The organism is Inhella inkyongensis (assembly GCF_005952805.1).
In the GTDB taxonomy this organism is placed as follows: domain Bacteria; phylum Pseudomonadota; class Gammaproteobacteria; order Burkholderiales; family Burkholderiaceae_C; genus Inhella; species Inhella inkyongensis.
Genome location: NZ_CP040709.1, coordinates 697,973 through 721,652, shown reverse-complemented (window position 1 = coordinate 721,652; position 23,680 = coordinate 697,973). Strand labels below are relative to the sequence as shown.

The following is a 23,680-nucleotide window of genomic DNA, read 5'->3' as shown; positions in this document are numbered from 1 at the left end:
GAAATCAAAGCGACCAGGCACGGATGACCAGGTCTTTGAGCAGGGTCTGCTGCCCATGGAAAAAATGTCCGGCACCGGGCAACACCGTGACGGGCTGAGCCTGCGGCCGCGCCCAGTCCAGCACTGCTTGCAGCGGCACGACGTCATCGGCCTCGCCATGCAGCACAAAGGTGTGCGGCGGCACCCGCTCGGCCGGGAAACGACTGGCCGCCAAACCAATCAAGGCCAGCTTGTCGACGGGCGCGCCATTGGCCTCCAGTCGCTGGGCCAGTTGTGTCGCCACATAGGCGCCGAAGGAGAAGCCGCCCAGGCAGAAGGGCAGGTCGGGTTCCCGCACCGCACCGGCAACGGCCCAGGCGTCGTCAATCTCGCCCACGCCATGGTCAAAGGCGCCCTCGGAGGCGCCCACGCCGCGGAAATTGAATCGCACCGCGCGCAGGCCCAAGGCCACGGCGGCCCGGGCCAGCGACTGCACCACCTTGTTGTCCATCGTGCCCCCATGGGTGGGCAAAGGATGCAGCAACAGGGCCACGCCCTTCATCGGCCCCTGGGGCTCGTCAATGGCCAATTCCAGCGTGCCGGCGGGCCCGGCCACCAGGCGCCGCTGGGTGCTGGGCTTCATCGGCCCACGCTCGGCGGCAGCAGCAAACGCTCCACCACCTCGCCCTTCAGCAGATGCCGGTCGACGATCTCGTCAATGTCGCTTTGGTCCACAAAGGTGTACCAAACCCCCTCGGGATAGACCACGGCCACTGGCGCACCGGCGCAGCGGTCCAGGCAACCGGCCTTGTTCACCCGCACAGCCCCTGGGCCCGTGGCCTGGGCGGCCTTGACCCGGCTCTTGCAGTGCTCAAAGGCCTGTTGCGCACCGTGCTGAGCGCAGCAGGCCTCGCCGTTCGCGCGCTCGTTCAGACAGAAAAAGATGTGGCGTTGGTAGTAACTCATCAGGGGCGGGATTGTCTCTGATCGTGCCGGGTCAGGCTGAGCGTCAACCAGCTCAATGCCAGCAAAGGCCACCACCAACCCAACCACTGCAGCAAGCCATACAGCTTGAACTGACTACCCTGCTGCCAAGCAGCCCGGGTCTGCTCCCAATAGGCATCTGCCGCAATGCCGTTGACCAACAACAGCAATGCAGTGAAGACCGGCAAAGCGAGTACAGCGTTCGCCCGGGCTGGCAACAGACACATCAGCAAGGCCATTCCAGCCCCCAGGCCCAAGGCCGGCAGGGTTTGGGGGCTGGTCCAACTCCACGCGTGTTGAGGCCCAAATCCAAATACCGCCGACAGACTGGTGACCCCGACACCCACCGCCACGGCGCCGATGACCAGGACCGGCCGATGCCAGCCCGGGCGAGCCAGCGCCAGCATCAACACACAGGGCGCCAGCAGGCCCAAGGCGGTGATGAGCACAGCCGTCGCCGCGGCCGGCCTATGCCCCGAGGCCAGGGGCCATAGATGGGCCCATTCACCCAACAAGGCGCCCAGCGCCGCTTCCGTGGCCGGCAAAAACTGGCCCAGCGCGAGCGGCAAGGGTGTCGGGAACAACAGCCCCAGCGGCCACAGCAGCAGCAGCGCCAACCCGCCCGAGGCATCGACACGAAACCACCGCTCACGCCACTGGGCCCACTGGGTCAGCGCCCCCGAGCGTGCCGCCACGGCTGCCATCAGCGCGCCCACGCAGCCGCCTCCGGCGTTCAGCAGCAGATCGCCCAGCGAGGGCACGCGACGCGGCAGCAGGTATTGCAAGACTTCCATGCCATAGGCCAAGAGCGCAGGCAACAAAATGGCGAGCAGGGTTGCGACCCAGAGCCGCCGACCGTGACGCCACAGCGCCGTGCCCAGCAAAAAGCCCAGTGGCACATAACCCAGCGCATTGGCCCAAATGTCGAGCTGGATCCAGTAACGCGGCCAAGCCAGCCGCCACCAGGCGGTGGCCGGCAGGCTGGCGGGCCACTCCCAGGGGCCGAAGGGATAGAGGCTGGCGTAGGCGATCAGCGCCGCATAGCCCAGCGCCAACCAGGCGGTGCTGCTCAGTCCAGTGCGCGCGCGAATCAAAACGGCCGCACGACCACCAGCACCGTGATGCCCGTGAACAAGAACACCGACACCTCGTTGAAGACCCGGAACCAGCGGTGACTGCGGCGGTTTTGCAGGTGCTCAAACTGGTTCAGCAATCGGCCACAGGCATGGTGATAGCCCAACACCAGCAGCACCAGGGCCAGCTTGGCCCACATCCAGCCCACACCCTGCATATAGCCGCGCCAGTTGTGGCCCAACATGGCCAGACCCAGAACCAGGGCCACCACCATCAAGAGATTGCCAAAGCGCAGTAGCTTGCGGCCCATCAGCAGCAGACGCTCGCGTTCAGCATGACTGTCGGGCGGCACCATGGCCAGATTGACCAGAATGCGCGGCAGATAAAAGAGCGCCGCAAACCACGACGCCACGAACACGATGTGAAAAGCCTTGAACCAGAGCATGGCCGCATTATGCGAAGGCCGTGAAACTGCCCTGCTTAGGCAGCCGAGGACACTCAAGCGCCGCAGGCGCTTGTAGCGACACACGATGCGGCGGCGCAGCCGACGCCAGCCGCGCAAGCGGCGTGCTGCGGCAAAGCCGCAGTCGAGTGTGGAGGCAAAAAAAACCCCGGCCATCGGCCGGGGTTGGAAAGCCTTGATGCTGTCATCACACAAGGCTCCTGCTCAGGGAGGAAAAGCAGGGAACAGAAGCCTCGCGGCTACCATTCGGGAATCAGTCTATCACTGCCCCTTGGGCGCCTGGCAAGTCAGTATCTTTGCGGATGGCGGACGCCACCCAAAGCTGTGCGGATAACTCACGTTTTTCATGAACCACTTTGCCCCCTTCCCTGCCGGTCGGCCGCGCCGACTGCGACGCGACGCCGCCACCCGTGACTTGGTGCGCGAACACCGTCTGCATCCCAGCGACCTGATCTGGCCCGTCTTCGTCCACGAGGGTCATGGCCTGTCTACACCCGTGCCCTCCATGCCCGGTGTCAGCCGCCATACGCTGGACCGACTGCTGCCCGAAGTGGAAGCCGCGGCCAAGCTGGGCATCCGCGCATTGGCCCTGTTTCCGGTCATCGACGCCAACCTCAAAGATCCGCAAGGCCAGGAAGCCCTGAACCCGGACGGCCTGGTGCCGCGGGTGGTGCAAAAGCTCAAGCAGGAGTTTCCGGATCTGGCCCTGATCACTGACGTGGCCCTGGACCCTTACACCAGCCATGGGCAGGACGGCGTGATCGACGAGTTGGGGCGCATCCTCAACGACGAAACGGTCGCCATCCTGGCGCGCCAGGCGGTGGTCCAGGCCCAAGCCGGCGCCGACATCGTGGCGCCCAGCGACATGATGGATGGTCGAGTGGCCGGCATCCGCCAGGCACTCGAAGCCGCGCAGCAGCCCTACACCCGCATCCTGGCCTACAGCGCCAAGTACGCCAGCAGCTACTACGGCCCCTTCCGCGACGCCGTGGGCTCGGCCGGCAATCTGGGCAAGGCCGACAAGAAGAGTTACCAGATGGACCCTGGCAATGGCGACGAAGCCCTGCGCGAGGTGGCGATGGACATCGCCGAGGGGGCCGACATGGTGATGGTCAAGCCCGGCGTGGCCTATCTGGACATCGTGCACCGCGTGAAGACCACCTTCCGCGTGCCCACCTTCGCCTACCAGGTCAGCGGTGAGTACTCGATGATCAAGGCGGCCGCCGCCCAGGGCTGGATCGACCATGACGCCGTGATGATGGAGACCTTGCTGGGCTTCAAGCGGGCTGGGGCGGACGGCATCCTGAGTTACTTCGCCCCTGAGGCTGCACGGCTGCTGCAGCGCTGATGCAAGGCGCACAGATCCTGCATGTGCGGCGCGGCCAGTTGGTGGCGCTGCAGGAGTGGCCCGCCGAGCTGCCGGCCGAGGGCTTTCTCTGGATTGCGCTGGCGCGCGAGGAGCTGCAGGCGCAGTTCCCCACGCTGCAGGCGCGTCTGGCCCATTGGACCCAGGCGCCGCTGCTGGATCTGCACGTCAGCGACCTGCTCAACGAGCAACTGCCCTCGCACTTCGACAACACCCGGGCCTATGACCTGATGGTGATGCGCCGCCTGGCGGCAGCGCGCGATGGGGTCGCTCAGGCCGATTGGCAGGCTGCCATCGACACCCGGGCGGTCGGCTTTGCCATTTACGCCCGCCTGCTGCTGAGCGTGCACCCCCAGGACTGCCCGGTGCAGAGCCACTTTGCCGAGCGCTTGCCGCTGTTGGTGGACGAAGGCGAGATGCGCGCCGGCTTCGGCCCGCGTCTGCCGCTCAGCCCCAATGAGCTCATGCTGCGCATGCTCAATCACATGGTGGACAGCTATCTGGACTTGCGCCGCCTGCTGACCCGCCGCCACGGCGAACTGCAGCAGGCCCTGCTGGACACGCACCATCATTTCCACGACTGGTCCAGCCTGCTGGCGGCGCGCGACGCACTGAACCGGCTGGAAGACCTGTGCGAGGACCAACGCGCGGCCGTGCAGGAGTGGCTGGACGCCTTGCTGGAATGGTCGGATCAGACCAGTGAACAGGAGCGCGAGGCCCTGCGTGTGCGCGCTCGCGACGTGATTGAGCACATTGAGCGGGTGCTCAGCCACATTCGTCGCCTGGCCTCCAGCACCGAATCCGCGGTCCAGATGCATTACGCCGCGGTGGGCCACCGCACCAATAGCATCATGAAAGTGCTGACCGCACTCACGGCCGTGTTTCTGCCGCTGAACCTGATCACCGGCATCTTCGGCATGAACTTCGACGCCCTACCCTTGATTCATGCTGAACAGGGGGCCTGGATCGCGCTGGGGCTGATGGCCGCCGTAGGCCTGGGCCTGGCCTGGTGGTTCCGCCGCAAGCGCTACTTGGGCTCGCGCTCGTAGGGGTCTGCAAAGCCCAGCCCCTGCAACAGAGCGGACTCACGAGCTTCCATGGCCTCGGCCTCGCGCTCTTCTTCGTGATCCCATCCCTGTGCATGCAGAGTGCCATGGACCAGCAAGTGGGCGTAATGGGCTTCCAGGCTCTTACCTTGCTCCTGCGCTTCGCGCTCCACCACCTCGGCACACAAGACCAAATCGGCCAGCACCACCGGGTCGTCGTCGTAGTCGAAAGTCAGCACATTGGTGGCGTAGTCCTTGCCGCGGAAGCTGCGATTGAGCTCCCGGGCCTCTTCCGCGCCCACGATTCGCACGGTGATCTCGCCCTCGGTATCCAGCGCGTGCCGAATCCAGCGCGCCACCTTGTGGCGCGGCAATTGGGCGCGATGGCGCGCGTCGGCAAATTGCAGCGACAGACGCAACTCCGCCAGCGGCAGCTTCTTGGTGCTCATCAACCCCGTCCTCCGGTGGCGGCCGCGCGGTTGTCGTAGGCCTCGACGATGCGCCCGACCAGGGGATGCCGCACCACATCGGCGCGTGTGAAACGCGTGAAGGCAATGCCCTCCACGCCATGCAAGACCTGCTGTGCATCCACCAGACCACTGGTGGCGCCACGAGGCAGATCGATCTGGCTGATGTCGCCAGTCACCACTGCCCTGCTGCCAAAGCCGATGCGGGTCAGGAACATCTTCATCTGCTCGGGCGTGGTGTTCTGTGCCTCATCCAGGATGACGAAGGCGTGGTTGAGCGTGCGTCCACGCATAAAGGCCAGGGGTGCCACCTCCAGCAGGCCCTTCTCCTGCGCCTTGGTCACTTTTTCGATGCCCATGAGGTCGTAGAGCGCATCGAACAAGGGGCGCAAGTAGGGGTCGACCTTTTGAGCCAAGTCACCCGGCAAAAAGCCCAGGCGCTCGCCGGCCTCCACCGCTGGGCGAGTCAGCACGATGCGCTGCACCTGATGCCGCTCCAGTGCATCCACCGCACAGGCCACCGCCAAATAAGTCTTGCCGGTGCCGGCCGGGCCGATGCCGAAGCTCAGATCGCTGGACAGGATGCGACTCAGATAGGCCTGCTGATTGGGCGTGCGCGGCGCCAGGTCATGGCGGCGGGTGTGCAACTGCGGTGCGGCCACGGCGGGCTGCGGCGCCCCCGGCGCAGCGGCCAACACCAATTGCAAGGTCTGCGGAGCGATCGGGCGCTGGGCCAGTTCGTAAAGCTGCTGCAGCAGCACCAGAGCCTGACGGGCCGCCGCCGCCGGCCCCTCGATGCGAAAGCGCGCCTGACGGCGGGTCAGGCGCACGCCGGTGGCCGCCGCCAGGGCGCTCAAATGCCCGTCCAGCTCCCCGCAAAGCTGGGCCAGATGCAGATTGCTGATGTTCTCGAACTCGTGCTGCAGAACCACGTGGGCGGCTTTCAATGGAGGCGGAAGAGGCGCATTGTCGAACAGGCCCTGCCCCACAATGCCGCCCCATGCTGATGCCCCCTTTCCTGCGAATCCCTGGCACGTGGGTGCTCTGGCTGGTGCTGACGCTCAGTCTCCTCACCAGCAGCGCGCAAGCGGGCAGCCAGACCTTGAACAACGCCTGGGTCCTGCAGCCCTCTGAGCCCCCGCGCAGCGTTGCCCTGCCCTGGGCCGGCTCGCCCACGGGGAGCAGCCTGCAGCTGCGCTTCAACCACGCCCGTGGCCACACCGAGCAACAGGCGCTTTGGCTGCCCAGCAGCTGCTTGCTGCGCGAGTTGCGCGTCAACGGCGTGCCGCTGTGGCTGGACAAGCACCCCAGCGGCTGCCAAGGCTCGCTGTTGTTGGCCCTCCCGGCCGAGCTGCTGCGTGCGCAAGACAACTTGCTGGAAGTCGACCTGGGCGATGCCACGCGCCCCGAGCAGCCTCATCCCGCACGCCTGGACAGCCCCAGCATCGGCGACTGGCAATCCCTGCTGCAGGCGCATGAGCAGCGCCATGCCTTGCAAGACTTGCTGCCCATTGCCGTGGGCGGCGGACTCATGGGCCTCGCCCTGGCCACCGGCCTGCTGGCCCTGTCGCACCGCGCCGAACGTCGCTTGCTGTGGCTGGCCGCCTGCATGGTCTGTTGGGCCTTGGTGATGTGGCCCGCCGCTGCCAGCCCCTTGTTGCTCAGCCCGCCGATGGGCGCGCGCGCGCTGGCAGCCAGCCTGTGTGGCGCGGGATGGAGTCTCTTGCTCACCCGGCATCTGGGCTGGCGCAGCCGTTGGAGCGATCCGATCTTGCTGGCATTGGGCCTGGGGCTGGGTTTGCTGCCGAATCTGCCGTCCGGATTTGCCTGGGCACCCTGGGCCTCATGGGCACTGCTGCTCGGCGCACTGTCCGCCTGGTTCCTGGCCCGCCGCTTGCGGAGTTGGTGGCGCCAAGGCCCGCGCAAGGCCTGGCCCGAACTGCTGCAGCACGGCCTGCTCCCCTTCGGTGTCAGCGCCACGCTGCTGGCTTGTCTGATTCCCTGGAGCTTGGGGCGGGGCGCGGCGGCGGAGTTGGTGGCCATGCTGCTGAGCCTGTACGCGCTCAGCCTGATGCTGGGCTTTGCCCATCTGCGCATCCTGGCCGAACAGCGCGCCCGTCTCACGGAGCTGCGTATGCACGAGCGCCTGACCGAGCAGGAGCATCAACACCGCGTACAGAGCGAACGCCATCTGGAGCAAGTGACCGAGCGCGAGCGCAAGCGTATCGCCGCCGATTTGCATGACGACCTCGGCGCCAAGCTGCTGACCATCGTGCACACCAGTGACAACGAGCGCATCTCCACGCTGGCGCGCGAGGCGCTGGAAGAAATGCGGCTCTCGGTACGCGGCCTGACCGGACGCCCGGTGCAACTGCTGGATGCCGTGGGCGACTGGCGCGCCGAAGTGGTGTCGCGTCTGAACCAAGCCAATATCGAAGCCGAATGGCTTTCTCTGGGCGAGGAGGTGGTGCACACCCTGGCGGCGCGCTCCTATGTGCAGACCACACGGGTGATCCGCGAGGCCATCAGCAATGTGATCAAGCACAGCGGCGCCACCCGCTGCGTGGTGCGCTGTCTCTTGCTGGACGATGACTTTCAAATCGTCATCCAGGACAACGGCCGCGGCGTGCCCACCGGCGGCGACGGCCGGCTGGACAAGGGCCACGGCATGTCGAGCATGAAATCCCGGGCCAAGCAGATGGAGGGCCAGTGCCTGGTGGAGTCCGGCCCCGGCTGGGGCACTTTGATCCGCCTCACCATCCCTCTGTGATACTCCTGCATTGAATTGCTGAACTGGTAGAGCGAACCATCATGGACCATGTATTGCTGCTGGAAGACATCCCGGAAATCCGGATGTGGCTCAAGACCCTGATTCAGCAGGTTTTTCCCCAGGCCAAAGTGGTCGAGTGCGCGCGCGTGCAGGACGCAGTGGCCCAGGTGAATCAACAGCGCTTCGAGCTGGCCTTGCTGGATCTGGGCCTGCCCGATGGTTCTGGTGTGACCGTGGTGGCCGCCCTGCGCGACAAGCAACCCGAGGCCCAGTCCGTCATCGTCACCATTCACGACGACGATGAGCACCTGTTCCCGGCGCTGCAGGCCGGCGCCTTTGGCTATTTGCTGAAGGAACAGGCCCGCGAGCTGCTGGTGGAGCAGTTGCAGCGCATCAGCCAGGGCGAGCCGCCGCTTTCGCCCTCGATCGCCCGCAAGGTCATCGCCCATTTCGCCGGCCAGCGCCGGCCCGCCGCCAGCAGCACCGCCATCCCCGAGGTGCAGCTGACCGAGCGCGAGTCCGAAGTCTTGCTGCGCGTGGCCAAGGGCTTCACCCTGCCCGAGATTGGTGTGCAACTTGGACTTTCGCGCCACACCATTGCGGACTACGTGAAACAGATCTACCGCAAGCTCAATGTGTCCTCCCGTGCCGAAGCCGCGCTGGAGGCGCAGCGCCTGGGCCTGTTCGGACGCAATTGATGATCGGCCGCCTGCGCGGCACGGTGGCGGGAAAGAACCCACCTCAAGTGCTGATCGACGTGCAGGGCGTGGGCTACGAAGTGGATGTGCCCATGAGCACGTTCTGCGCCCTGCCCGCTCTGGGCGAGCCCGCCATTCTGCTGACCCATTTCGTGGTGCGCGAGGACGCCCAGATCCTGTTTGGCTTTCTGAGCGCCGATGAGCGCGAGGCCTTTCGGCAGCTGATCAAGATCTCCGGCGTCGGCCCACGCACCGCACTCTCGCTGCTCTCCGGCCTGAGCGTGGCCGATCTGGCTGCCGCCGTGGCGCAGCAAGAGGCCTGCCGCCTGGTCAAGGTGCCGGGCATCGGCAAGAAGACGGCCGAGCGCCTGCTGCTGGAGCTCAAGGGCAAACTGGGCGATGCCCTGCCTGGACACGGCAGCACCGCCGCACCGCGCACCGATATCAGTCAGGCCCTGCTGGCCCTTGGCTATAGCGAGAAGGAAGCCGAGGCCGCGCTCAAGAGCCTGCCGGCCGACATCGGCGTATCCGAAGGCATCAAGATGGCGCTGAAGTCGCTGAACCGCTGATGCCGATTCAGACCGACGACTTCCCCAGCAGCCCGCGCATCGTCTCGGCTGCGCCGAGCAACCCGCAGGAGGAGGCGCTGGAGCGCGCGCTGCGCCCCAAACGCCTGGACGACTATGTGGGCCAGGTCAAGGTGCGCGAGCAGCTGGCCATCTTTGTCGGCGCTGCCAAGAAGCGCCAGGACGTGCTCGACCACGTGCTGCTCTTCGGCCCTCCCGGCCTGGGCAAGACCACGCTCTCGCACATCATTGCCGCCGAGCTCGGGGTGCGCCTGCACCAGACCTCGGGCCCGGTGCTGGAAAAGCCGCGCGACCTCGCGGCCATCCTCACCAGCCTGGAGCGCCACGATGTGCTCTTCATTGACGAGATCCATCGTCTCTCACCCGTGGTCGAGGAAATCCTCTACCCCGCGCTGGAAGACTTTCAGATCGACATCATGATCGGCGAAGGCCCGGCAGCGCGCTCGATCAAGCTGGACCTGCAGCCCTTCACCCTGGTGGGCGCGACCACCCGCGCGGGCATGCTGACCAACCCCTTGCGCGACCGCTTTGGCATCACCGCGCGACTGGAGTTCTACACGGCCGAGGAGTTGCAACGCATCGTTACGCGCTCGGCCGGACTGATGCAGGCCCCCATCGACGCGGCTGGCGCGCTGGAAGTGGCCAAACGCTCGCGCGGCACGCCGCGCATCGCCAACCGCCTGCTGCGCCGAGTGCGGGACTGGGCCGAGGTCAAGGGCAATGGGCACATCGACCGCGCCAGTGCCGAGGCGGCGCTCACCATGCTGGATGTGGACAGTGCCGGCTTCGACCTGATGGACCGCAAACTGCTCGAAGCCCTGATCCACCGCTTTGACGGGGGCCCTGTGGGCCTGGACAACCTGGCCGCCGCCATCGGTGAGGCCAGCGACACCATCGAGGATGTGCTCGAGCCCTATCTGATCCAGCAGGGCTATCTGCACCGCACCCCGCGCGGCCGCATGGCCACCCTGGCCGCCTACCGTCACCTGGGCCTGCCCGCGCCGCAGCGCGAGGGCGATCTGTTCGGCGGCTGATTCCAGCGCAGAACAGGCAAAGAAAAAGCGGCCCGAAGGCCGCTTTTGGTTTCTGGTCCGGAAGGATCAGAAGTTGTGGCGCACGCCCATGGCCAGCGAAGAGAACTCGCCGCTGCGCGCAGTGCCGCGAGCGGTATCGCGGTCGGTGTAGTACGCGTACACTTTGGTGCGCTTGCTCAGGTTGTAGTTGTAGCCCAGGGTGTACTGATCACCATCGGTGGCACGACCATAGTTCAAATGGAACTCCGAGGCGCCCATGCTGTACATGGCAGCCAAGCGACCGTTCTTGTACTTCTTGGCGTAGCCGTTTTCGGCGATTTGGTAGTAGGCGCCGAAGGTGAAGGCACCCATTTCGTACAGACCGCGCAAGGCCCACTGGTTGACATCACCGTGCTTGGCATAGCCGAAACCAGCGTGAAAGGGGCCGGCCACATAGTTAACGGCAGTGTCAATCAGGCGCTTCTCACCCGAATTGCCCTCGCCGGCGGACATCGACAGGCTGGCGCTCAGGCCACCCATCGAAGGGGTGAAGTAGCCCACTTTGTTCTTCGAGCGATAGGTGCTGAAGTCATACAGCTCATCGCTCGACGAACCAGTGTCGTGGTTGTGCATGCTGATGTAATCAGCAGTGGCAAAGTAGGACTCGGGGGTAAAGTTACCCAGGCGCACGGCGCCGAAACTACCAGCCAGCTGAACCCAAGCCTCACGACCCCAGAAAGCAGCGGGCTTTCCATCGCTCAGCAGATTTTGGGTGCCCGTATCCGACTGAAAACCATGCTCCAGATTGAAGCTGGCCTTCAGTCCACCGCCGATGTCTTCAACACCCTTGAAGCCGAGACGCGAAGAGTTGTTGGCAACGACCCACTTGCTCAGGCCACCGTTGACCTTTTGGTTCTCAACAGTCGTGTTCAGACGGCCATACAGGGTGACCGAGCTTTGGGCGAACGCCGGGGCCGCGACAGCGGCAGCCACCAGAGCGAGGGCGGACAGGGTGAATTTCTTCATCTTTTGGCCTTTGGGTTGGGGTTGCAATCAGCCCGCGACAGGCAGGCTGGAATCAAGGTCGGGCGAGTATAGGCACGGGGGTTTTGCGGACCGAAAGGGGCGATGCAAATTCACAACACCCTCAGGCTGGCCCCCAAAGCACCGGTACTTTCATAGCGAGCGCGCGCTCCAGTTGCGACTTCACGGGCCAGGCGCGGCGACGCAGAGTCACCAGGGTGTCATCGTCTTGTGAGTCAGTCCCTGCATCAGCCTCGATTGGGGGCTGCTGCAGCGCAAGCTCCAGGGCCTGCAAGGCCGCCCCGATGTGTTCGGGCAAGAAGATGCCTTCCGGCGCCGGCAACCGCCCCAGTGCGTTCAAGACTTCTTGGGCCGGCCCCCACAGCATCAGCACATCGGCATCCGCCTTGGAGCGAAATGCGATCAGCAAGGGCTCAACACTCCGGCGCGCCCAGACCGGCGGGTTCGCTGGCCTGGAAGAAGTAGGCAAAGCGTGCACGCGGCCGCAGATAGAGCGTGGCCGCACGGGGCAGGTCAGCGGCCTTGAGGCTGCGCCGGATGCCCAGGGTCGGATGGTCTTCCAGCGAGATCGTCAGCGCATCCTCGGCGGCCACCTGCGAGTCATGCACCAAGACGCGGGGCTTGAGCGGACGGCTGGAGTTCACCGCCACCACCAGCGCATAGCGCTCGTCCGTCAGTTGCACCAAGGAACCCGGCGGGTAGACGCCCATCATCCGGATGAAGGCATTGAGCAGGGTGGCGTCAAAGCGGCTGCGGCCCTGCGCAAACATCAAAGACAGGGCTTCGTGCGGGGTCAGGCTCTTGGAAGCCACCGGCGGATTGCACAGGCCGTCAAAGCGGTTGACCAGGGCCACGATACGCGCCAGCGCGTGCATGCGCTCGCCGCTCAGGCGCATCGGGAAGCCACTGCCATCGGCGTGCTCATGGTGCTGCGCCACCACGGCCAGGGCGTCGGGGCCGACTTGCATGCCCTGCACCAGCTTCACGCCCTTGGCCACGTGGGCCTGGTAAGCGCTCAGCTCAATCTGGTTGAACTGCTCACTGCGCAAGCGGAAGCGCGACTCCACTTCCAGTTTGCCAATGTCGTGCAGCAGCGCGCCGGTGCCCAGGGCCATCAGTTCCTGCTCGCCCAAGCCGCAGCTGCGGCCCAGCAGCAGGGAGATCAGACTGACGTTGAGCGCATGGGCCGTCGCGCGATCCCCCGCGGCCTCGGTGAGCAGGCGCAGGTTGATGTCGCCGGCCACCAGCATCTTGTCGACCACGCTGCGCGTCAGCTGCTGGGCCTGCTGCCCGGCACTCTGGGGGTTCGCGAACACCTGGGCCACCACCTCGCCCAGGGCCTTGGCGGCTTCCGCGTACTGCGCCTCGCACTGCGCCAGGGACTGCTGCTCGGCCAGCAGCGCAGCGCGGCGGGCGGCTGCAGCCAGTTGTTCCGGCGTCTGGGTGTCAGAGGCCGCAGCGGCCCCTCCGGCCCCACCAGCCGTATGGCTCGTTGCCGGCTGCGGAGCCTCATCGATCAGCTGGCTCTTTTCAGGGCTCCAGCGCACCTGCTTGAGACCGAGCTTACGCAACACCTGCAGCTGATCCTCAGAGCCAATGCGAAAACTCGACAGCGGAAAAGGATGGCGCATCCAGCCCAGGTCCAGGTGGATGAACATGCCAATCTTGAGTTGCGAGATGTCGATCAGTTCTTCGCTGGCCATGCCAATGCGCGTGCTTGCGGATGCTTGCCGGGGGCTCAGTATCGCCCGCCAATCCACAATGCCGGCCTCCTGGAGATCACGTATGACCCAAGCCTACCTCTGCGACGCCATCCGCACCCCCATCGGCCGCTACGCCGGCGCTTTGTCCAGCCTTCGTCCTGACGATTTGGCGGCCCATGTTCTGCGCACCCTGCGCAGCCGCCATGCCCAGTGCGACTGGGGAGCGATCGACGATGTGATCCTGGGCTGCGCCAACCAAGCCGGCGAGGACAACCGCAATGTGGCGCGCATGGCCACATTGCTTGCGGGCCTGCCCCTAGAGGTACCCGGCACCACCGTGAACCGCCTGTGCGGCTCCGGTCTGGACGCCGTGGGCCTGGCGGCGCGTTCCATCGTGGCTGGCGATGCCGACCTGATGCTGGCCGGCGGCGTGGAAAGCATGAGCCGCGCCCCCTTCGTGATGCCCAAAGCCACCGAGGCCTTTGCGCGCAGCAATGCGGTGTTCGACACCACCATCGGCTGGCGCTTCGTGAACCCCGCGATGCACAAGGCCTTTGGCACCGACTCGATGCCCGAGACCGCCGAGAACGTGGCCACCGACTTCGGCATTTCGCGCGAGGATCAAGACCGCTTCGCGCTGGCCAGCCAAAGCAAGACGGTGGCGGCGCGCGAGCGCGGCTTTTTTGCGCGCGAGATCGCACCCGTAGAGATCCCACAGAAGAAGGGCGAAGCCCTGCGCGTCGAACACGATGAGCACCCGCGCGCCACCAGCCTGGAGGCCCTGGCCAAACTCAAACCCATCGTGCGCGAAGGCGGCAGCATCACCGCCGGCAATGCCAGTGGCGTGAACGACGGTGCCTGCGCCCTGCTGCTGGCCAGTGAAACTGCCGCGCGCAACCAGGGGCTGACGCCGCGCGCCCGGGTGTTGGGCATGGCCACGGCCGGCGTGGCGCCGCGCGTGATGGGCATCGGCCCGGTGCCGGCCACCCAAAAGCTCCTGGCCCGCCTGGGCCTGACCCTGGCCGACTTTGACGTCATCGAGCTGAATGAGGCCTTCGCCGCACAGGGCCTGGCCGTGATGCGCCAGCTGGGCCTGCAAGACGGCGACCGGCGCGTGAACCCCAATGGCGGCGCCATTGCGCTGGGTCATCCACTGGGCATGAGCGGCGCCCGCCTGGTGACCACGGCGCTGAACCAGCTGGAGCTCAGCGGTGGCAAACGCGCGCTGTGCACCATGTGCATTGGCGTGGGCCAAGGCATCGCCCTGGCCATTGAAAGAGTTTGACCCACCCCCGAAGCGCCTTCGGCGCCTCCCCCTCAAGGGGGCGCCGCCTACGGCCCGGCCAAGCCGGTTCCGTGGCGGCCGCTTGATGAAAACCGCAACGCCATCCTTTGAGTGTCTGCGGCAGCTATTTGAAGCCGCCGTGGCCGCCGCGCAGCCGGCGCGGGTGCTGCCCACGCATCTGCCTGCGCCCCCGGCCGGCCGCACAGTTGTACTGGGCCTGGGCAAGGCGGCCTGGGGCATGGGGGCGGCGCTGGAGGCCGCTTGGCCGGCGGACCAGCCCCTGAGCGGCGTGCTGGTGGCCCCGGCCGGCAGCCGGCCCATCGCCTTGCGGCGGCTGCGGACTATGGAGAGCGCCCACCCGGTGCCGGATGTGCGCAGCGTGCACGCCGCCCAGGTTCTACTGACGGCGGCTCGAGGTCTGGGACCGCAGGATCTTGTGATCGCCCTGCTGAGCGGCGGCGCCTCGGCCCTGGCCACCCTGCCCCTGCCGGGTCTGACCCTGGTCGATCTGCAGACCCTCAATACCGCCCTGCTGCACAGTGGCGCGCCCATCGCCGCCATGAACACCATGCGCAAGCATCTGTGCGCGCTCAAGGGCGGGCGCCTGGGCGCTGCCTGCGGCTCCGCGGCAGTCCTGACGCTGGCGATCTCCGATATTCCCGGCGACCGGCTGGACCTGATCGGCTCCGGCCCCACGCTGGCCGACCCGTCTACCTGCGCCGAGGCCCTGGCCTGGGCGGAGCAGTACGACATTGACCTCCCCACCGTCGCCCGCGCAGCCTTGCAATCGGGTGCCTGGGAAACACCCAAGGCCCTGCCAGACTCACACCGCGCGGTGCGTATCGCCTCGCCCGCCCAGTCCCTGGAAGCCGCTGCCGAACTGGCACACAGCTGGGGCCTGCGCGTGGAGATGCTGGGCGACGCGCTGCAGGGCGAAGCGCGTGAGGTGGGCTTGCAGTTGGCGCAGCGCTGCCAAGCCCCCGGGCTCTATTTGAGCGGCGGCGAAACCACGGTGACGCTTCGCCACCTCCAACCGGGTCAGGGGGGACGCAATGCCGAGACCCTGCTGGCCGCCCTGCTGGCCTGGCGCGACCGCCCCGACATTCACGCCCTGATGGCCGACACCGACGGCATCGACGGCGCCAGCCCTTGGGCCGGCGCCACTTGCGACCCCAGCAGCTGGGCCCGCGCCGTCGCGCTGGGGCTGGACCCCGCTGCGGCGCTGGCGCGCCACAACGCCGGCGGCTTCTTTCACGCGCTAGGCGACAACCTGCTCACCGGCCCCACCGGCACGAATGTGAACGACTTCCGCGCGATCTGGGTTGAGTGATCAGAGGGTGAGAAGGAATTGGACATGTCCGAAGGGGCCGCCAAAACGACCCAGATCTAGGCGCAAAGCGCAGCCATAGCTTGAGCTATGGCGAGCATTTGCAACGACGAGCTGGGGTGCTTTGGTGGTCCAAGCGGGCATGGCTGATTTCTTCTCACCCTCTCAGCTCTGCGCCAGCCATAGACGCTGTCGCAATAGCGGACTAACGCGATACCGCTCACTCCGCGTGTGCGCCCAAAGCCGATCCAGCATCTCGCACACCGGCGCCACGCCCAGTTGCTGCAACCACTCGAACGGCCCGGCGGGGTAGTTGACGCCCAGCTTCATCGCCGTGTCAGCGCCCGCTTCATCGCACACACCCTGCCACACGGCATCCGCGCCCTCGTTGACCAGCATGGCCAAAGTGCGGGCCACCACCAGGCCCGGGGTGTCGCGCAGCGGCACGGCCAGCAGCCCAGCCATCGCCAGGCCCTCTTGCGCGGCGCGCTGGGCGCTGGCCTGCACAAAAGGCCCATAGGCCAGGGCCAGCGCACCGCCCGGCGTTCCGGGTAGACACCAATCCAGTACCGCCATCGGGTTGCTGTGGCCGCCGAAACGCTCCACCGCGCAACGGCCATCACTCACCATCAGATCGATGGCGCCGTCGCCCACCCGCAGCCCGGCCCATTCGGCGTCGGGCTCGCGCGCCACACCGGGCAGGCGCTGGGCCAGCGCATCCACCGTCACACCGCGACCCATCAGGCGCAGGGCCGGGGCGCGCTCAGGGGCAACGGGCGCGGCCAGGCGTTCCGGTTCCCCGGCATAAAAGCCCTTGCCCACCTTTTTCCCCAAGCGCCCGCCATCCACCAGGGCCTGCTGCACCCCGCTGGGCTGGTAGCGACGGTCGCCAAAATTCGCCTCCCAGACCGAGCGCGTCACCAGGTTGTTGGTGTCCTGACCGATCAGATCCGTCAATTCGCAAGGCCCCATGCGAAAGCCCACTGCGCGCAGGCAGGCGTCCAGCTGGGCCGGGCTGCCGGACTGCTCCTGCAGCAGGGCCAGGGTCTCGGCGTAATAGGGCCGGGCGATGCGGTTGACGATGAAGCCCGGCGTGGACGCCGCGCGCACCGCCACCTTGCCCCAGGCCTTGGCCAGGTCCTCAGTGGCTTGGGCGGCGGCGGGTGCGGTTTCCAGGCCCGAGACCACCTCCACCAGCTTCATCAGCGGCACCGGGTTGAAGAAATGCATGCCCACCAGGCGCTCGGGGTGGCGCAGGCCGTTGCCCAGGGCGGTGATGCTGATGGACGAGGTGTTGGACGCGATCAGCGCGGTGGGCGGCAGCAGCGCATCCAGCTCGCGCAGCAAGGCTCGCTTGGGCTCCAGCAATTCAACGATGACCTCGATCACCAGCGCACTGCCGGCCAGATCGGCCAGGCTGCCAGCAGGTTGCAAGCGCGCCAAGGCCTGCTCGCGCGCGCTGGCCTCCAGCTTGCCCTTGGCCACCAGGCCGGCCAGGGTGTCGGCCAGCTTGGCAATGGCGGCGGCCGCCGCGCCCTCGCGGGCATCCAGCAACTGCACCGGATGCCCGGCCAGCGCGGCGATCTGCGCGATACCGATGCCCATCACCCCGGCGCCGACGACGGCGATGGGGGCTCCAGTGGGAACAGCGTACTCAGTCATGGCGCGGGCTCCAGGCCGGGGGGCGTTTGTCAGTGAAAGCGGCAAAGCCCTCGCGGGCCTCGGGGGTGGCGCGCACGCGAGCGATGGTGCGCGCGGTCAGGCCCTGGGCCTCAGGGCCGATGTCGCCCGGGCGCAATTGCGCGAACAAGGCTTTGATCTCAGCCTGTGCCTGCGGCCCACTGGCCAGCAACTCGGTCAGCGTGGCCTCCAGCGCGACGTCGAGCTCAGCAGCCGGCACGGTCTGCTGCACCAGGCCCAGGCGCAGGGCCTCGGGCGCCGCGATGCGGTGGGCCATCAAGGCCAGACGCTGGGCCTGCCGCGGGCCCGCCGCGCGGATCACATAGGGGCCGATGACGGCCGGCAGGATGCCGAAGCGCGCTTCGCTGACCGCGAACTGCGCGTCCTCGGCAGCAATGGCGATGTCGCAGGCGCAGGCCAGGCCCACCCCACCGCCCAAGGCCAGGCCCTGCACCCGGGCCACTGTGGGCTTCGGGCAGCTGGCCAGGGCGGACAGCATGCCCGCGAAGCGTTCGGCATCGGCACGGTTTTCAGCCTCGGGCGCGGCCGCAGCGCGGCGCATCCAGCCAATGTCCGCGCCGGCACTGAAGTGCTTGCCCGCGCCGGCCAACACGATCACGCGCACGGCGGGGTCGGCCACGAAGTGCTGCACGGCATCGTGCAAGGCCTGGATGAGCGCTTCGTCAAAGGCATTGAAGCGCTCGGGTCGGTTCATGGTCAGCGTGGCCACGCCACGCGCATCGATTGCAATTTGCAGGGAAGGGTCCATGCCCGCAGTATCGATTCCCTCAGCGGATAGGCAGGCTTCGGATGCGCCGCCCGGTCAGGCCAAACATCGCGTTAGCCAGCGCTGGCGTCAGGGGCGGCACGCCGGGTTCGCCCACACCACCGGGCGCGGCCTCGCTGGGCATGAGGTGCACGTCGATCTGCGGCGTCTCGGCCAGGCTGAGCAGGGGCTGCTGCGGAAAGTTCTGCTGCTGCACTGCGCCGTCCACGAGGGTGATCTCGCCATAGAGCGCCGCCGTGAGCGCGAAGACCACCGAACCCTCGATCTGCGCACGCACGGTGTCGGGGTGCAGCACAGTGCCGCAGTCCAGCGCACAGACCACCCGGTGCACGCGCGGGCGGCCATCTGGCTCCAGGCTGGCCTCGACGACCTGGGCGCAGATCGAGCCAAAACTCTCGTGCAATGCAAGGCCTCGGGCACGACCGGCCGCCGGAGTCTGCCCCCAGCCGGCCTGGGCGGCGGCCAGCTTCAGCACGGCCAGGTGCCGCGGGCGGTGCGCCAGCAGTTGCTCGCGGTAGCGCAGCGGATCCTGCCCGGCCGCCTGCGCCAACTCATCCAAAAAGCACTCGGTGAAGAAGGCGTTCAGGCTATGGCCCACGCTGCGCCAGGAGCCCACGGCCACGCCCAGTTCGCGGCGGATCTGGCGCACGCGCAAATTCGGGATCGCATAGGGCAGCTCGAAGGCGCCCTCGATGTGATTCTTGTCCGGCAGGTCCATTGCCAAGCCAGGCGCCAAGCGCTGCACCGAGCCGAAACTGACCGACGGCCCGGCCACCTTGTTCACCCAGGCCAGCGGCAGGCCGTCGGGCCCCAAGCAGGCCTCGAAGCGCGCCAGGGCCATCGGCCGGTACACATCGTGGGTGAAGTCCTGCTCACGGCTCCAGAGCAGGCGCACCGGAGCCCCGTTCAGGCGCAGCGCAATGGCCACCGCCTGCTCGATCACCTCGGTCTCCAGCCGTCGGCCAAAGCCGCCACCCAGATAGGTGGTGTGCACCGTCACCGCCTCCTGCGCCACCCCGGCCGCTTCGGCGGCCTTCCAACGGGCCAGGGACGCCACTTGGGTCGGGCACCAGACCTCAACCCGGCCCTCGCGCACCTGGGCCGTGCAGTTCAGCGGCTCCATGGCTGCGTGGGCCAGGAAGGGCAAGGCGTAGTCGGCGCGCAGCACCCGATCGGCCTGAGCCAGCACGGCCAGGGCGTCACCGTCTTCGCGAAAGCCAGTGCCCTCGTGCTGATCGAGTGCGCGGCGCAGGGTCTCGCTCATCTCGGCACTCTGGCGCCCGGCCCCTGGCCCAGCATGAAAGCGCGGCGGATGGGCCTTGAGCGCGGCTTCGGCGCGCCACCAGTTGTCGGCCACCACCACCGCCGCAGACTCGCCCAGCACAAAGGCATCGACCACGCCCCGGCGGGCCTTGAGGGCGGCCACATCCAGGGCCACCACCGAGCCGCCGGCCACGGGCGCCTGGCGGATGGCTGCATGCAACAAGCCGGGCAGGCGCACGTCGATGCCATAGACGGCCTGGCCCTTGACCTTGGCCGGCAAGTCCAGGCGCGGCGGGCTGCGACCGATCAAGCGCCAGTCACGACGATTCTTCAAAGTGATTTCTGCGGGCAGGGTCTGCGTTGCTGCACTCGCCGCCAGTTCACCGTACCCCAGGCTGCGCTCACCGGCCCAGACCCGGCCTTGGGCGGTGCGCAAACTGCTCACGTCCACGCCCCATTGCTGCGCCGCCGCCTGCAGCAGGGCCTGACGCGCGGCCGCACCGGCCAGACGCAGCGGCTCCCAGGCATCGCGCACGCTGCTGGAGCCCCCGGTGATCTGCAAGCCCAGCACCTGTCCCATGCGCTGCGCGGCGCCGCGCACCCAAAGAGCCACCGGGCCCTGATCGTCGGGCTGCAGCGGCAACATATTGAGCAACAACGCGCTGTTGGCGTAGAGCGGCGCGATGGGCGCGTCCAGCACCCGCAGGCTGGCCCAATCGGCCTCCAACTCTTCGGCCACCAATTGCGCAAACGCGGTGTGCACGCCCTGGCCCATCTCGGCGCGCGGCACGCGCACGCTCACCAAGCCATCGGCATCCAGCTCGACCCAGGCATTCAACGCCACCCGGGGGCCTTCGGTCCTGGGCGGCCCCAGTCGGCTGCGCGCCGAAGGGGGGCGCAGGCCCACACCGACCCCCAAAGCACCCGCCGCAGTCAGCCCCATCACCAGCCAATGGCGGCGCTTCATGCCGGCACCCGGGCGATCACTTGGGCCATGGCGCGCCGCACACGCGGGTAGGTGCCGCAGCGGCATAGATTGCTGAGCGCGGCCTCCATCTCACGCTCGCTGGGGCGGGCGCTCTTGCTCAAGAGCGCATGCGCCGCCATCAGCAGACCGACCTGGCAGTAGCCACATTGCGGCACTTGCTCCGTCAGCCAGGCGGCCTGAAGGCCCTGCATCAGCGGGTCGTCCAGCAGCCCCTCCAGCGTGCGCACCGCGCGCTCGCCCACGGCCGCCAGCGGGGTGACGCAGCTGCGCGCGGCCTGGCCATCAATCTGCACCGTGCAAGCCCCGCAGGCGCCCACGCCGCAGCCAAACTTGGTGGCGCTCAGGCCCAGCTCATCGCGCAGCACCCAGAGCAGGGGCATCTCGGGCTCCAGATCCAGGGTTTGGACCTGCCCGTTCAGGTTCAAGGAAGGCATGCCGTGATTCGATCACGGCATGCGGTTCAGGGTGTCCGGCGTCGATACAGGCCGTCGAAGGCGGTCACCCAGTCTTCGCCAGCCACTTGGGTCTGCCAATGCTGGCGCACCGTGCCGTCGGTGTTCGGTGTCCAGCTGATGCGCTGGCGCTGCGCTCGCCCCTGGGGGTCGCGCCCCTGGCCCTCCAGCACCATCTGGCCGTCCTTCCAAGCACCGTCCAGCAAGAGCACGGTGCCGGTGTTGTCCATCCAGGTCTGGTGCCAGACCTTGCGTTGCGCATCCCAGGCATTCAGGCTCTCGCCGGCGTAGGCGCGCGGCGTGCTGTAGCGCTCGTGAATCACGCAGCCGGCGTACTCGCGGGCGATCTGGTTGTGCCCCACCAGCTTGCCGGCCGGGTTGAAGACATCCCAGTCGCCAATCCAGAAATCAAACTGCCGATGCTCGGCGGCCTGACAAGGAGGCGGCGGCGCTGGGTTGGGGGCCTGCGCCTGCACGGCCGGACTGCACAAGGCCAACGCGCTCAGGCCGGCCATCAAGCTGGATTTCATGGTCTTTCCATCTGTGGGGGGCTCGCCTCATTCTGATTGAGGAGGGGATATCAATAGACGACAGAGAGGCCCCAGACTCGTTACATTGCTTGCGCGCTGAGCCCGGCTCGGCCTCCTCGGGAATCCCAGTGCGATGAATCTGGACGTGAGCGACGACGACACCCTTCTCGCCGCCCTGCCACACCCCTGGTGGGTGGCCAACGACGACCAGCTGCTGCTGCGCCGCCAGTCCAGTCCCGAGCGCCTGGAAGACGCCATCGCCCCCGAACACTGGGCCGAGTTCCAGCGCCGCTGGCAGGAAGGCATTGAGACGCGCAGACCTTGGGGCCTGCAATTGCAATGGCTGGGTCGCTGGCATTGGCTGGCCATGCAGCCCCTGCAAAACGAACTGTGGCTGGGCATCCTCACCGACATCAGCGCCCTCAAGGCCGCCGAAGCCCAGTTGCACGAGGCCGACGCCGTGTGGAAGCTGGCGCTGGAGGCCACCGGCGATGGTGTGTGGGACTGGTACATCCAGTCCGGTGTCGAGCTCTACTCGCCCGGCTTCCTGCGCATCTACGGGTACGCGGCCGACGACATTCCACCCAGCCCCGAGGCCATGGATGCGCTGACGCACCCAGACGATCGGGCGCAGATGGCCCTGGATCGCGCCGATCACTTCGAGGGCCGCAGCGCCATCTACCGCAACGAGCACCGGGTGCGCTGCAAGGACGGCAGCTGGAAGTGGATCCTGACGCGCGGCATGGTGATCGCCCGCGACGCCCAAGGCCAGCCGCTGCGCATGGTGGGCACGCACACCGACATCACCGAGCGCAAGAGCAGCGAGACCCTGGCCTGGCGCGCCGCCAATTTCGACGCCCTGACCGATCTGCCCAACCGCCGCCTACTGGCCGAGCGGCTCGACCACGATCTGAAGAAGGGCCAGCGCGAGCAGCTGCGCGTGGCCCTGCTCGCGCTCGATCTCGATCACTTCAAGGCCGTCAACGACAGCCTGGGGCACGACGCCGGCGACGCCCTGCTGCGCCAGGCCGCCGCCCGCATCAAGGCCTGCGTGCGCGAGGTCGACATGGTGGCGCGCCTCGGCGGCGACGAGTTCGTGGTGCTGCTCTCCGAGCTGGGCGAGGGACCGGCGGTGGTGGAGCGCGTGGCCGGCGCCTTGGTGCACAGCCTGGGGCAGCCCTTCGAGCTGGGGCTGCAGTCGGCCCAGGTGTCCTGCAGCATCGGGGTGGCGCTCTACCCAGACGATGCGCCCGACGCCGCCACCCTGTTCAAGCGCGCCGATCAAGCGCTCTACAGCGCCAAGGCCGAGGGCCGCGACGGCTACCGCTACTTCACCCGCTCGCTGCAAGAGGCCGCACGCAGCCGCGCCCGCCTGGGCGACGAACTGCGCCTGGCCCTGGCCCGCCATGAGTTCCGCCTGCGCTTCCAGCCCATCGTCATGCGCGAGCGCGGGCTGCCACCCGAGGCCGAGGTGCTGTTGCGCTGGCAGCACCCCATGCTGGGCCTGTTGGGGCCGGACTCCTTCCTGCCCCTGGCGGAGAGCACCGGACTGATCCACGAGATCGGCGCCTGGGTGCTCAAGCAATCGGCCGCCCAGCTCACGCAGTGGCGGCGCGAACTCGCACCCGATCTGCGCCTGGCGCTCAATCTATCGGGCACCCAACTGCGCCAATGGGGCCTGTCGGTCACCGACTGGGCGACCCGCCTAGGCCAGTTCAGCCTGCCCGGCCAGGCCCTGGTGCTGGACTTGCGCGAGGCCCAGCTGCGCGACCCGCAGCTGCAAGACCTGTTCAAGCTGCCGGCCCTGCGAGCGGCCGGCTTTTCATTGGCGCTCGATGACTTCGGCAGCGGCGACAGCGCCCTGGCCTGCCTGAGCCACCCGGGCCTGGGCCAGATCAAACTGGCGCGGCCCTTGATCCAGGCCCTGCGCCCCGACAGTCGCTCGGATCGCTGGATCACCGCGCTGACCGAGTTAGCCCATGCCGAAGGCTTGCACGTGATCGCCAAGGGCGTCGAGCAGGCCAGCCAGGCCCGCCTGCTGTGGGAACTGGGCGTCGACGGCCTGCTGGGTCAGCACCTGGCCCCCGCCATGGATGCCGAAGCCTTCTCGCGCTGGTTGCAGGAGCGGTAGAACTGCCCTTGCGGGCCGCGCATCCCCCCAGTAGGCTCGCCCG

The 23,680-nt window shown here is 67.4% G+C and carries 23 protein-coding genes; 9 read left to right on the top strand and 14 right to left on the bottom strand.

Annotated elements, in window-relative coordinates; genetic code table 11:
• Window positions 1-4: 4 nt before the first annotated feature.
• The 4 genes from FF090_RS03650 to FF090_RS03635 are packed head-to-tail and all read right to left on the bottom strand — an operon-like array spanning window position 5 to window position 2,482.
• Entirely contained in the window at window positions 5-622 is a 618-nt protein-coding gene (locus tag FF090_RS03650) for an alpha/beta hydrolase (RefSeq protein ID WP_138855439.1), read from the bottom strand.
• Window positions 619-945, bottom strand: a complete 327-nt coding sequence (locus FF090_RS03645; protein ID WP_138855438.1) for a (2Fe-2S) ferredoxin domain-containing protein — start codon at window positions 943-945, stop codon at window positions 619-621. The genes FF090_RS03650 and FF090_RS03645 overlap by 4 nt, the downstream gene beginning before the upstream one ends.
• A complete protein-coding gene (locus FF090_RS03640) occupies window positions 945-2,057 on the bottom strand; it encodes a VanZ family protein (RefSeq protein ID WP_175423504.1) in 1,113 nt (370 codons plus the stop codon). Before FF090_RS03640 ends, FF090_RS03645 begins: the two co-directional genes overlap by 1 nt.
• On the bottom strand, window positions 2,054-2,482 hold the full coding sequence (locus FF090_RS03635; protein WP_138855436.1) for a CopD family protein: 429 nt from the start codon (window positions 2,480-2,482) through the stop codon (window positions 2,054-2,056). The genes FF090_RS03640 and FF090_RS03635 overlap by 4 nt, the downstream gene beginning before the upstream one ends.
• 364 nt (window positions 2,483-2,846) lie before the next feature.
• Here FF090_RS03635 and hemB point away from each other — a divergent pair, with 364 nt between their 5' ends.
• Both hemB and FF090_RS03625 read left to right on the top strand, forming a co-directional pair.
• Window positions 2,847-3,848, top strand: a complete 1,002-nt coding sequence (gene hemB, locus FF090_RS03630) for a porphobilinogen synthase (RefSeq protein WP_138855435.1) — start codon at window positions 2,847-2,849, stop codon at window positions 3,846-3,848.
• The gene (locus tag FF090_RS03625; RefSeq protein ID WP_138855434.1) at window positions 3,848-4,915 is read left to right on the top strand and encodes a magnesium transporter CorA family protein; all 1,068 of its coding nucleotides are present in this window, start codon (window positions 3,848-3,850) and stop codon (window positions 4,913-4,915) included. The genes hemB and FF090_RS03625 overlap by 1 nt, the downstream gene beginning before the upstream one ends.
• Here FF090_RS03625 and ybeY read toward each other — a convergent pair.
• Both ybeY and FF090_RS03615 read right to left on the bottom strand, forming a co-directional pair.
• Window positions 4,894-5,361, bottom strand: coding sequence for an rRNA maturation RNase YbeY (gene ybeY, locus FF090_RS03620; RefSeq protein ID WP_375137404.1), 468 nt, complete (start codon window positions 5,359-5,361; stop codon window positions 4,894-4,896). The genes FF090_RS03625 and ybeY overlap by 22 nt on opposite strands.
• A complete protein-coding gene (locus FF090_RS03615; RefSeq protein ID WP_138858274.1) occupies window positions 5,361-6,311 on the bottom strand; it encodes a PhoH family protein in 951 nt (316 codons plus the stop codon). The genes ybeY and FF090_RS03615 overlap by 1 nt, the downstream gene beginning before the upstream one ends.
• 68 nt (window positions 6,312-6,379) lie before the next feature.
• On the opposite strand from FF090_RS03615, the gene FF090_RS03610 reads away from it, so the two are divergent.
• The 4 genes from FF090_RS03610 to ruvB are packed head-to-tail and all read left to right on the top strand — an operon-like array spanning window position 6,380 to window position 10,468.
• On the top strand, window positions 6,380-8,149 hold the full coding sequence (locus FF090_RS03610) for an ATP-binding protein (protein ID WP_138855433.1): 1,770 nt from the start codon (window positions 6,380-6,382) through the stop codon (window positions 8,147-8,149).
• A gap of 41 nt (window positions 8,150-8,190) precedes the next feature.
• Complete coding sequence (locus tag FF090_RS03605) at window positions 8,191-8,847, top strand: response regulator (RefSeq protein WP_138855432.1); 657 nt, start codon at window positions 8,191-8,193, stop codon at window positions 8,845-8,847.
• Entirely contained in the window at window positions 8,847-9,416 is a 570-nt protein-coding gene (gene ruvA / locus FF090_RS03600; RefSeq protein WP_138855431.1) for a Holliday junction branch migration protein RuvA, read from the top strand. The genes FF090_RS03605 and ruvA overlap by 1 nt, the downstream gene beginning before the upstream one ends.
• On the top strand, window positions 9,416-10,468 hold the full coding sequence (ruvB, locus tag FF090_RS03595; protein ID WP_138855430.1) for a Holliday junction branch migration DNA helicase RuvB: 1,053 nt from the start codon (window positions 9,416-9,418) through the stop codon (window positions 10,466-10,468). Before ruvA ends, ruvB begins: the two co-directional genes overlap by 1 nt.
• 66 nt (window positions 10,469-10,534) lie before the next feature.
• Here the strand turns inward: ruvB and FF090_RS03590 are convergent, their stop codons facing one another.
• From FF090_RS03590 to FF090_RS03580, 3 genes are all read right to left on the bottom strand, one after another.
• Complete coding sequence (locus FF090_RS03590; RefSeq protein WP_138855429.1) at window positions 10,535-11,473, bottom strand: porin; 939 nt, start codon at window positions 11,471-11,473, stop codon at window positions 10,535-10,537.
• A gap of 121 nt (window positions 11,474-11,594) precedes the next feature.
• Complete coding sequence (locus FF090_RS03585; RefSeq protein ID WP_138855428.1) at window positions 11,595-11,900, bottom strand: DUF1840 family protein; 306 nt, start codon at window positions 11,898-11,900, stop codon at window positions 11,595-11,597.
• A gap of 4 nt (window positions 11,901-11,904) precedes the next feature.
• Window positions 11,905-13,194, bottom strand: coding sequence for a cyclic di-GMP phosphodiesterase (locus FF090_RS03580; RefSeq protein WP_138855427.1), 1,290 nt, complete (start codon window positions 13,192-13,194; stop codon window positions 11,905-11,907).
• Between the two features lie 82 nt (window positions 13,195-13,276).
• On the opposite strand from FF090_RS03580, the gene pcaF reads away from it, so the two are divergent.
• Window positions 13,277-14,479, top strand: a complete 1,203-nt coding sequence (gene pcaF / locus FF090_RS03575) for a 3-oxoadipyl-CoA thiolase (RefSeq protein WP_138855426.1) — start codon at window positions 13,277-13,279, stop codon at window positions 14,477-14,479.
• An 85-nt stretch (window positions 14,480-14,564) separates the two neighbouring features.
• A complete protein-coding gene (locus FF090_RS03570; protein WP_138855425.1) occupies window positions 14,565-15,809 on the top strand; it encodes a glycerate kinase type-2 family protein in 1,245 nt (414 codons plus the stop codon).
• Window positions 15,810-15,971: 162 nt separating this feature from the next.
• Here FF090_RS03570 and FF090_RS03565 read toward each other — a convergent pair whose 3' ends face one another.
• The 5 genes from FF090_RS03565 to FF090_RS03545 are packed head-to-tail and all read right to left on the bottom strand — an operon-like array spanning window position 15,972 to window position 21,506.
• Window positions 15,972-17,468, bottom strand: a complete 1,497-nt coding sequence (locus FF090_RS03565) for a 3-hydroxyacyl-CoA dehydrogenase (protein WP_138855424.1) — start codon at window positions 17,466-17,468, stop codon at window positions 15,972-15,974.
• Window positions 17,461-18,255 (bottom strand): enoyl-CoA hydratase-related protein, encoded by a 795-nt coding sequence (locus FF090_RS03560; protein WP_138855423.1) that lies wholly within the window; start codon window positions 18,253-18,255, stop codon window positions 17,461-17,463. Before FF090_RS03560 ends, FF090_RS03565 begins: the two co-directional genes overlap by 8 nt.
• Window positions 18,256-18,274: 19 nt before the next feature.
• Complete coding sequence (locus tag FF090_RS03555) at window positions 18,275-20,503, bottom strand: xanthine dehydrogenase family protein molybdopterin-binding subunit (RefSeq protein ID WP_138855422.1); 2,229 nt, start codon at window positions 20,501-20,503, stop codon at window positions 18,275-18,277.
• Window positions 20,500-20,958, bottom strand: a complete 459-nt coding sequence (locus FF090_RS03550; RefSeq protein WP_138855421.1) for a (2Fe-2S)-binding protein — start codon at window positions 20,956-20,958, stop codon at window positions 20,500-20,502. The genes FF090_RS03555 and FF090_RS03550 overlap by 4 nt, the downstream gene beginning before the upstream one ends.
• Window positions 20,959-20,984: 26 nt before the next feature.
• Window positions 20,985-21,506 carry a hypothetical protein gene (locus tag FF090_RS03545; protein WP_138855420.1) on the bottom strand — a complete coding sequence of 174 codons (522 nt, stop codon included), beginning with the start codon at window positions 21,504-21,506 and terminating at the stop codon, window positions 20,985-20,987.
• Between the two features lie 133 nt (window positions 21,507-21,639).
• Between FF090_RS03545 and FF090_RS03540 the strand changes: the two genes are divergently transcribed.
• Window positions 21,640-23,637 (top strand): putative bifunctional diguanylate cyclase/phosphodiesterase, encoded by a 1,998-nt coding sequence (locus tag FF090_RS03540; RefSeq protein WP_138855419.1) that lies wholly within the window; start codon window positions 21,640-21,642, stop codon window positions 23,635-23,637.
• Window positions 23,638-23,680: the final 43 nt, after the last annotated feature.

Excerpts from the sequence above, each read along its gene's own strand:
- FF090_RS03650 (WP_138855439.1), bottom strand. The coding sequence starts at position 622 with ATGAAGCCCAGCACCCAGCGGCGCCTGGTGGCCGGGCCCGCCGGCACG.
- FF090_RS03645 (WP_138855438.1), bottom strand. The coding sequence starts at position 945 with ATGAGTTACTACCAACGCCACATCTTTTTCTGTCTGAACGAGCGCGCG.
- FF090_RS03635 (WP_138855436.1), bottom strand. The coding sequence starts at position 2,482 with ATGCTCTGGTTCAAGGCTTTTCACATCGTGTTCGTGGCGTCGTGGTTT.
- hemB (WP_138855435.1), top strand. The coding sequence starts at position 2,847 with ATGAACCACTTTGCCCCCTTCCCTGCCGGTCGGCCGCGCCGACTGCGA.
- FF090_RS03625 (WP_138855434.1), top strand. The coding sequence starts at position 3,848 with ATGCAAGGCGCACAGATCCTGCATGTGCGGCGCGGCCAGTTGGTGGCG.
- ybeY (WP_375137404.1), bottom strand. The coding sequence starts at position 5,361 with ATGAGCACCAAGAAGCTGCCGCTGGCGGAGTTGCGTCTGTCGCTGCAA.
- FF090_RS03610 (WP_138855433.1), top strand. The coding sequence starts at position 6,380 with ATGCTGATGCCCCCTTTCCTGCGAATCCCTGGCACGTGGGTGCTCTGG.
- FF090_RS03605 (WP_138855432.1), top strand. The coding sequence starts at position 8,191 with ATGGACCATGTATTGCTGCTGGAAGACATCCCGGAAATCCGGATGTGG.
- ruvA (WP_138855431.1), top strand. The coding sequence starts at position 8,847 with ATGATCGGCCGCCTGCGCGGCACGGTGGCGGGAAAGAACCCACCTCAA.
- ruvB (WP_138855430.1), top strand. The coding sequence starts at position 9,416 with ATGCCGATTCAGACCGACGACTTCCCCAGCAGCCCGCGCATCGTCTCG.
- FF090_RS03590 (WP_138855429.1), bottom strand. The coding sequence starts at position 11,473 with ATGAAGAAATTCACCCTGTCCGCCCTCGCTCTGGTGGCTGCCGCTGTC.
- FF090_RS03580 (WP_138855427.1), bottom strand. The coding sequence starts at position 13,194 with ATGGCCAGCGAAGAACTGATCGACATCTCGCAACTCAAGATTGGCATG.
- pcaF (WP_138855426.1), top strand. The coding sequence starts at position 13,277 with ATGACCCAAGCCTACCTCTGCGACGCCATCCGCACCCCCATCGGCCGC.
- FF090_RS03570 (WP_138855425.1), top strand. The coding sequence starts at position 14,565 with ATGAAAACCGCAACGCCATCCTTTGAGTGTCTGCGGCAGCTATTTGAA.
- FF090_RS03565 (WP_138855424.1), bottom strand. The coding sequence starts at position 17,468 with ATGACTGAGTACGCTGTTCCCACTGGAGCCCCCATCGCCGTCGTCGGC.
- FF090_RS03560 (WP_138855423.1), bottom strand. The coding sequence starts at position 18,255 with ATGGACCCTTCCCTGCAAATTGCAATCGATGCGCGTGGCGTGGCCACG.
- FF090_RS03555 (WP_138855422.1), bottom strand. The coding sequence starts at position 20,503 with ATGAAGCGCCGCCATTGGCTGGTGATGGGGCTGACTGCGGCGGGTGCT.
- FF090_RS03550 (WP_138855421.1), bottom strand. The coding sequence starts at position 20,958 with ATGCCTTCCTTGAACCTGAACGGGCAGGTCCAAACCCTGGATCTGGAG.
- FF090_RS03545 (WP_138855420.1), bottom strand. The coding sequence starts at position 21,506 with ATGAAATCCAGCTTGATGGCCGGCCTGAGCGCGTTGGCCTTGTGCAGT.
- FF090_RS03540 (WP_138855419.1), top strand. The coding sequence starts at position 21,640 with ATGAATCTGGACGTGAGCGACGACGACACCCTTCTCGCCGCCCTGCCA.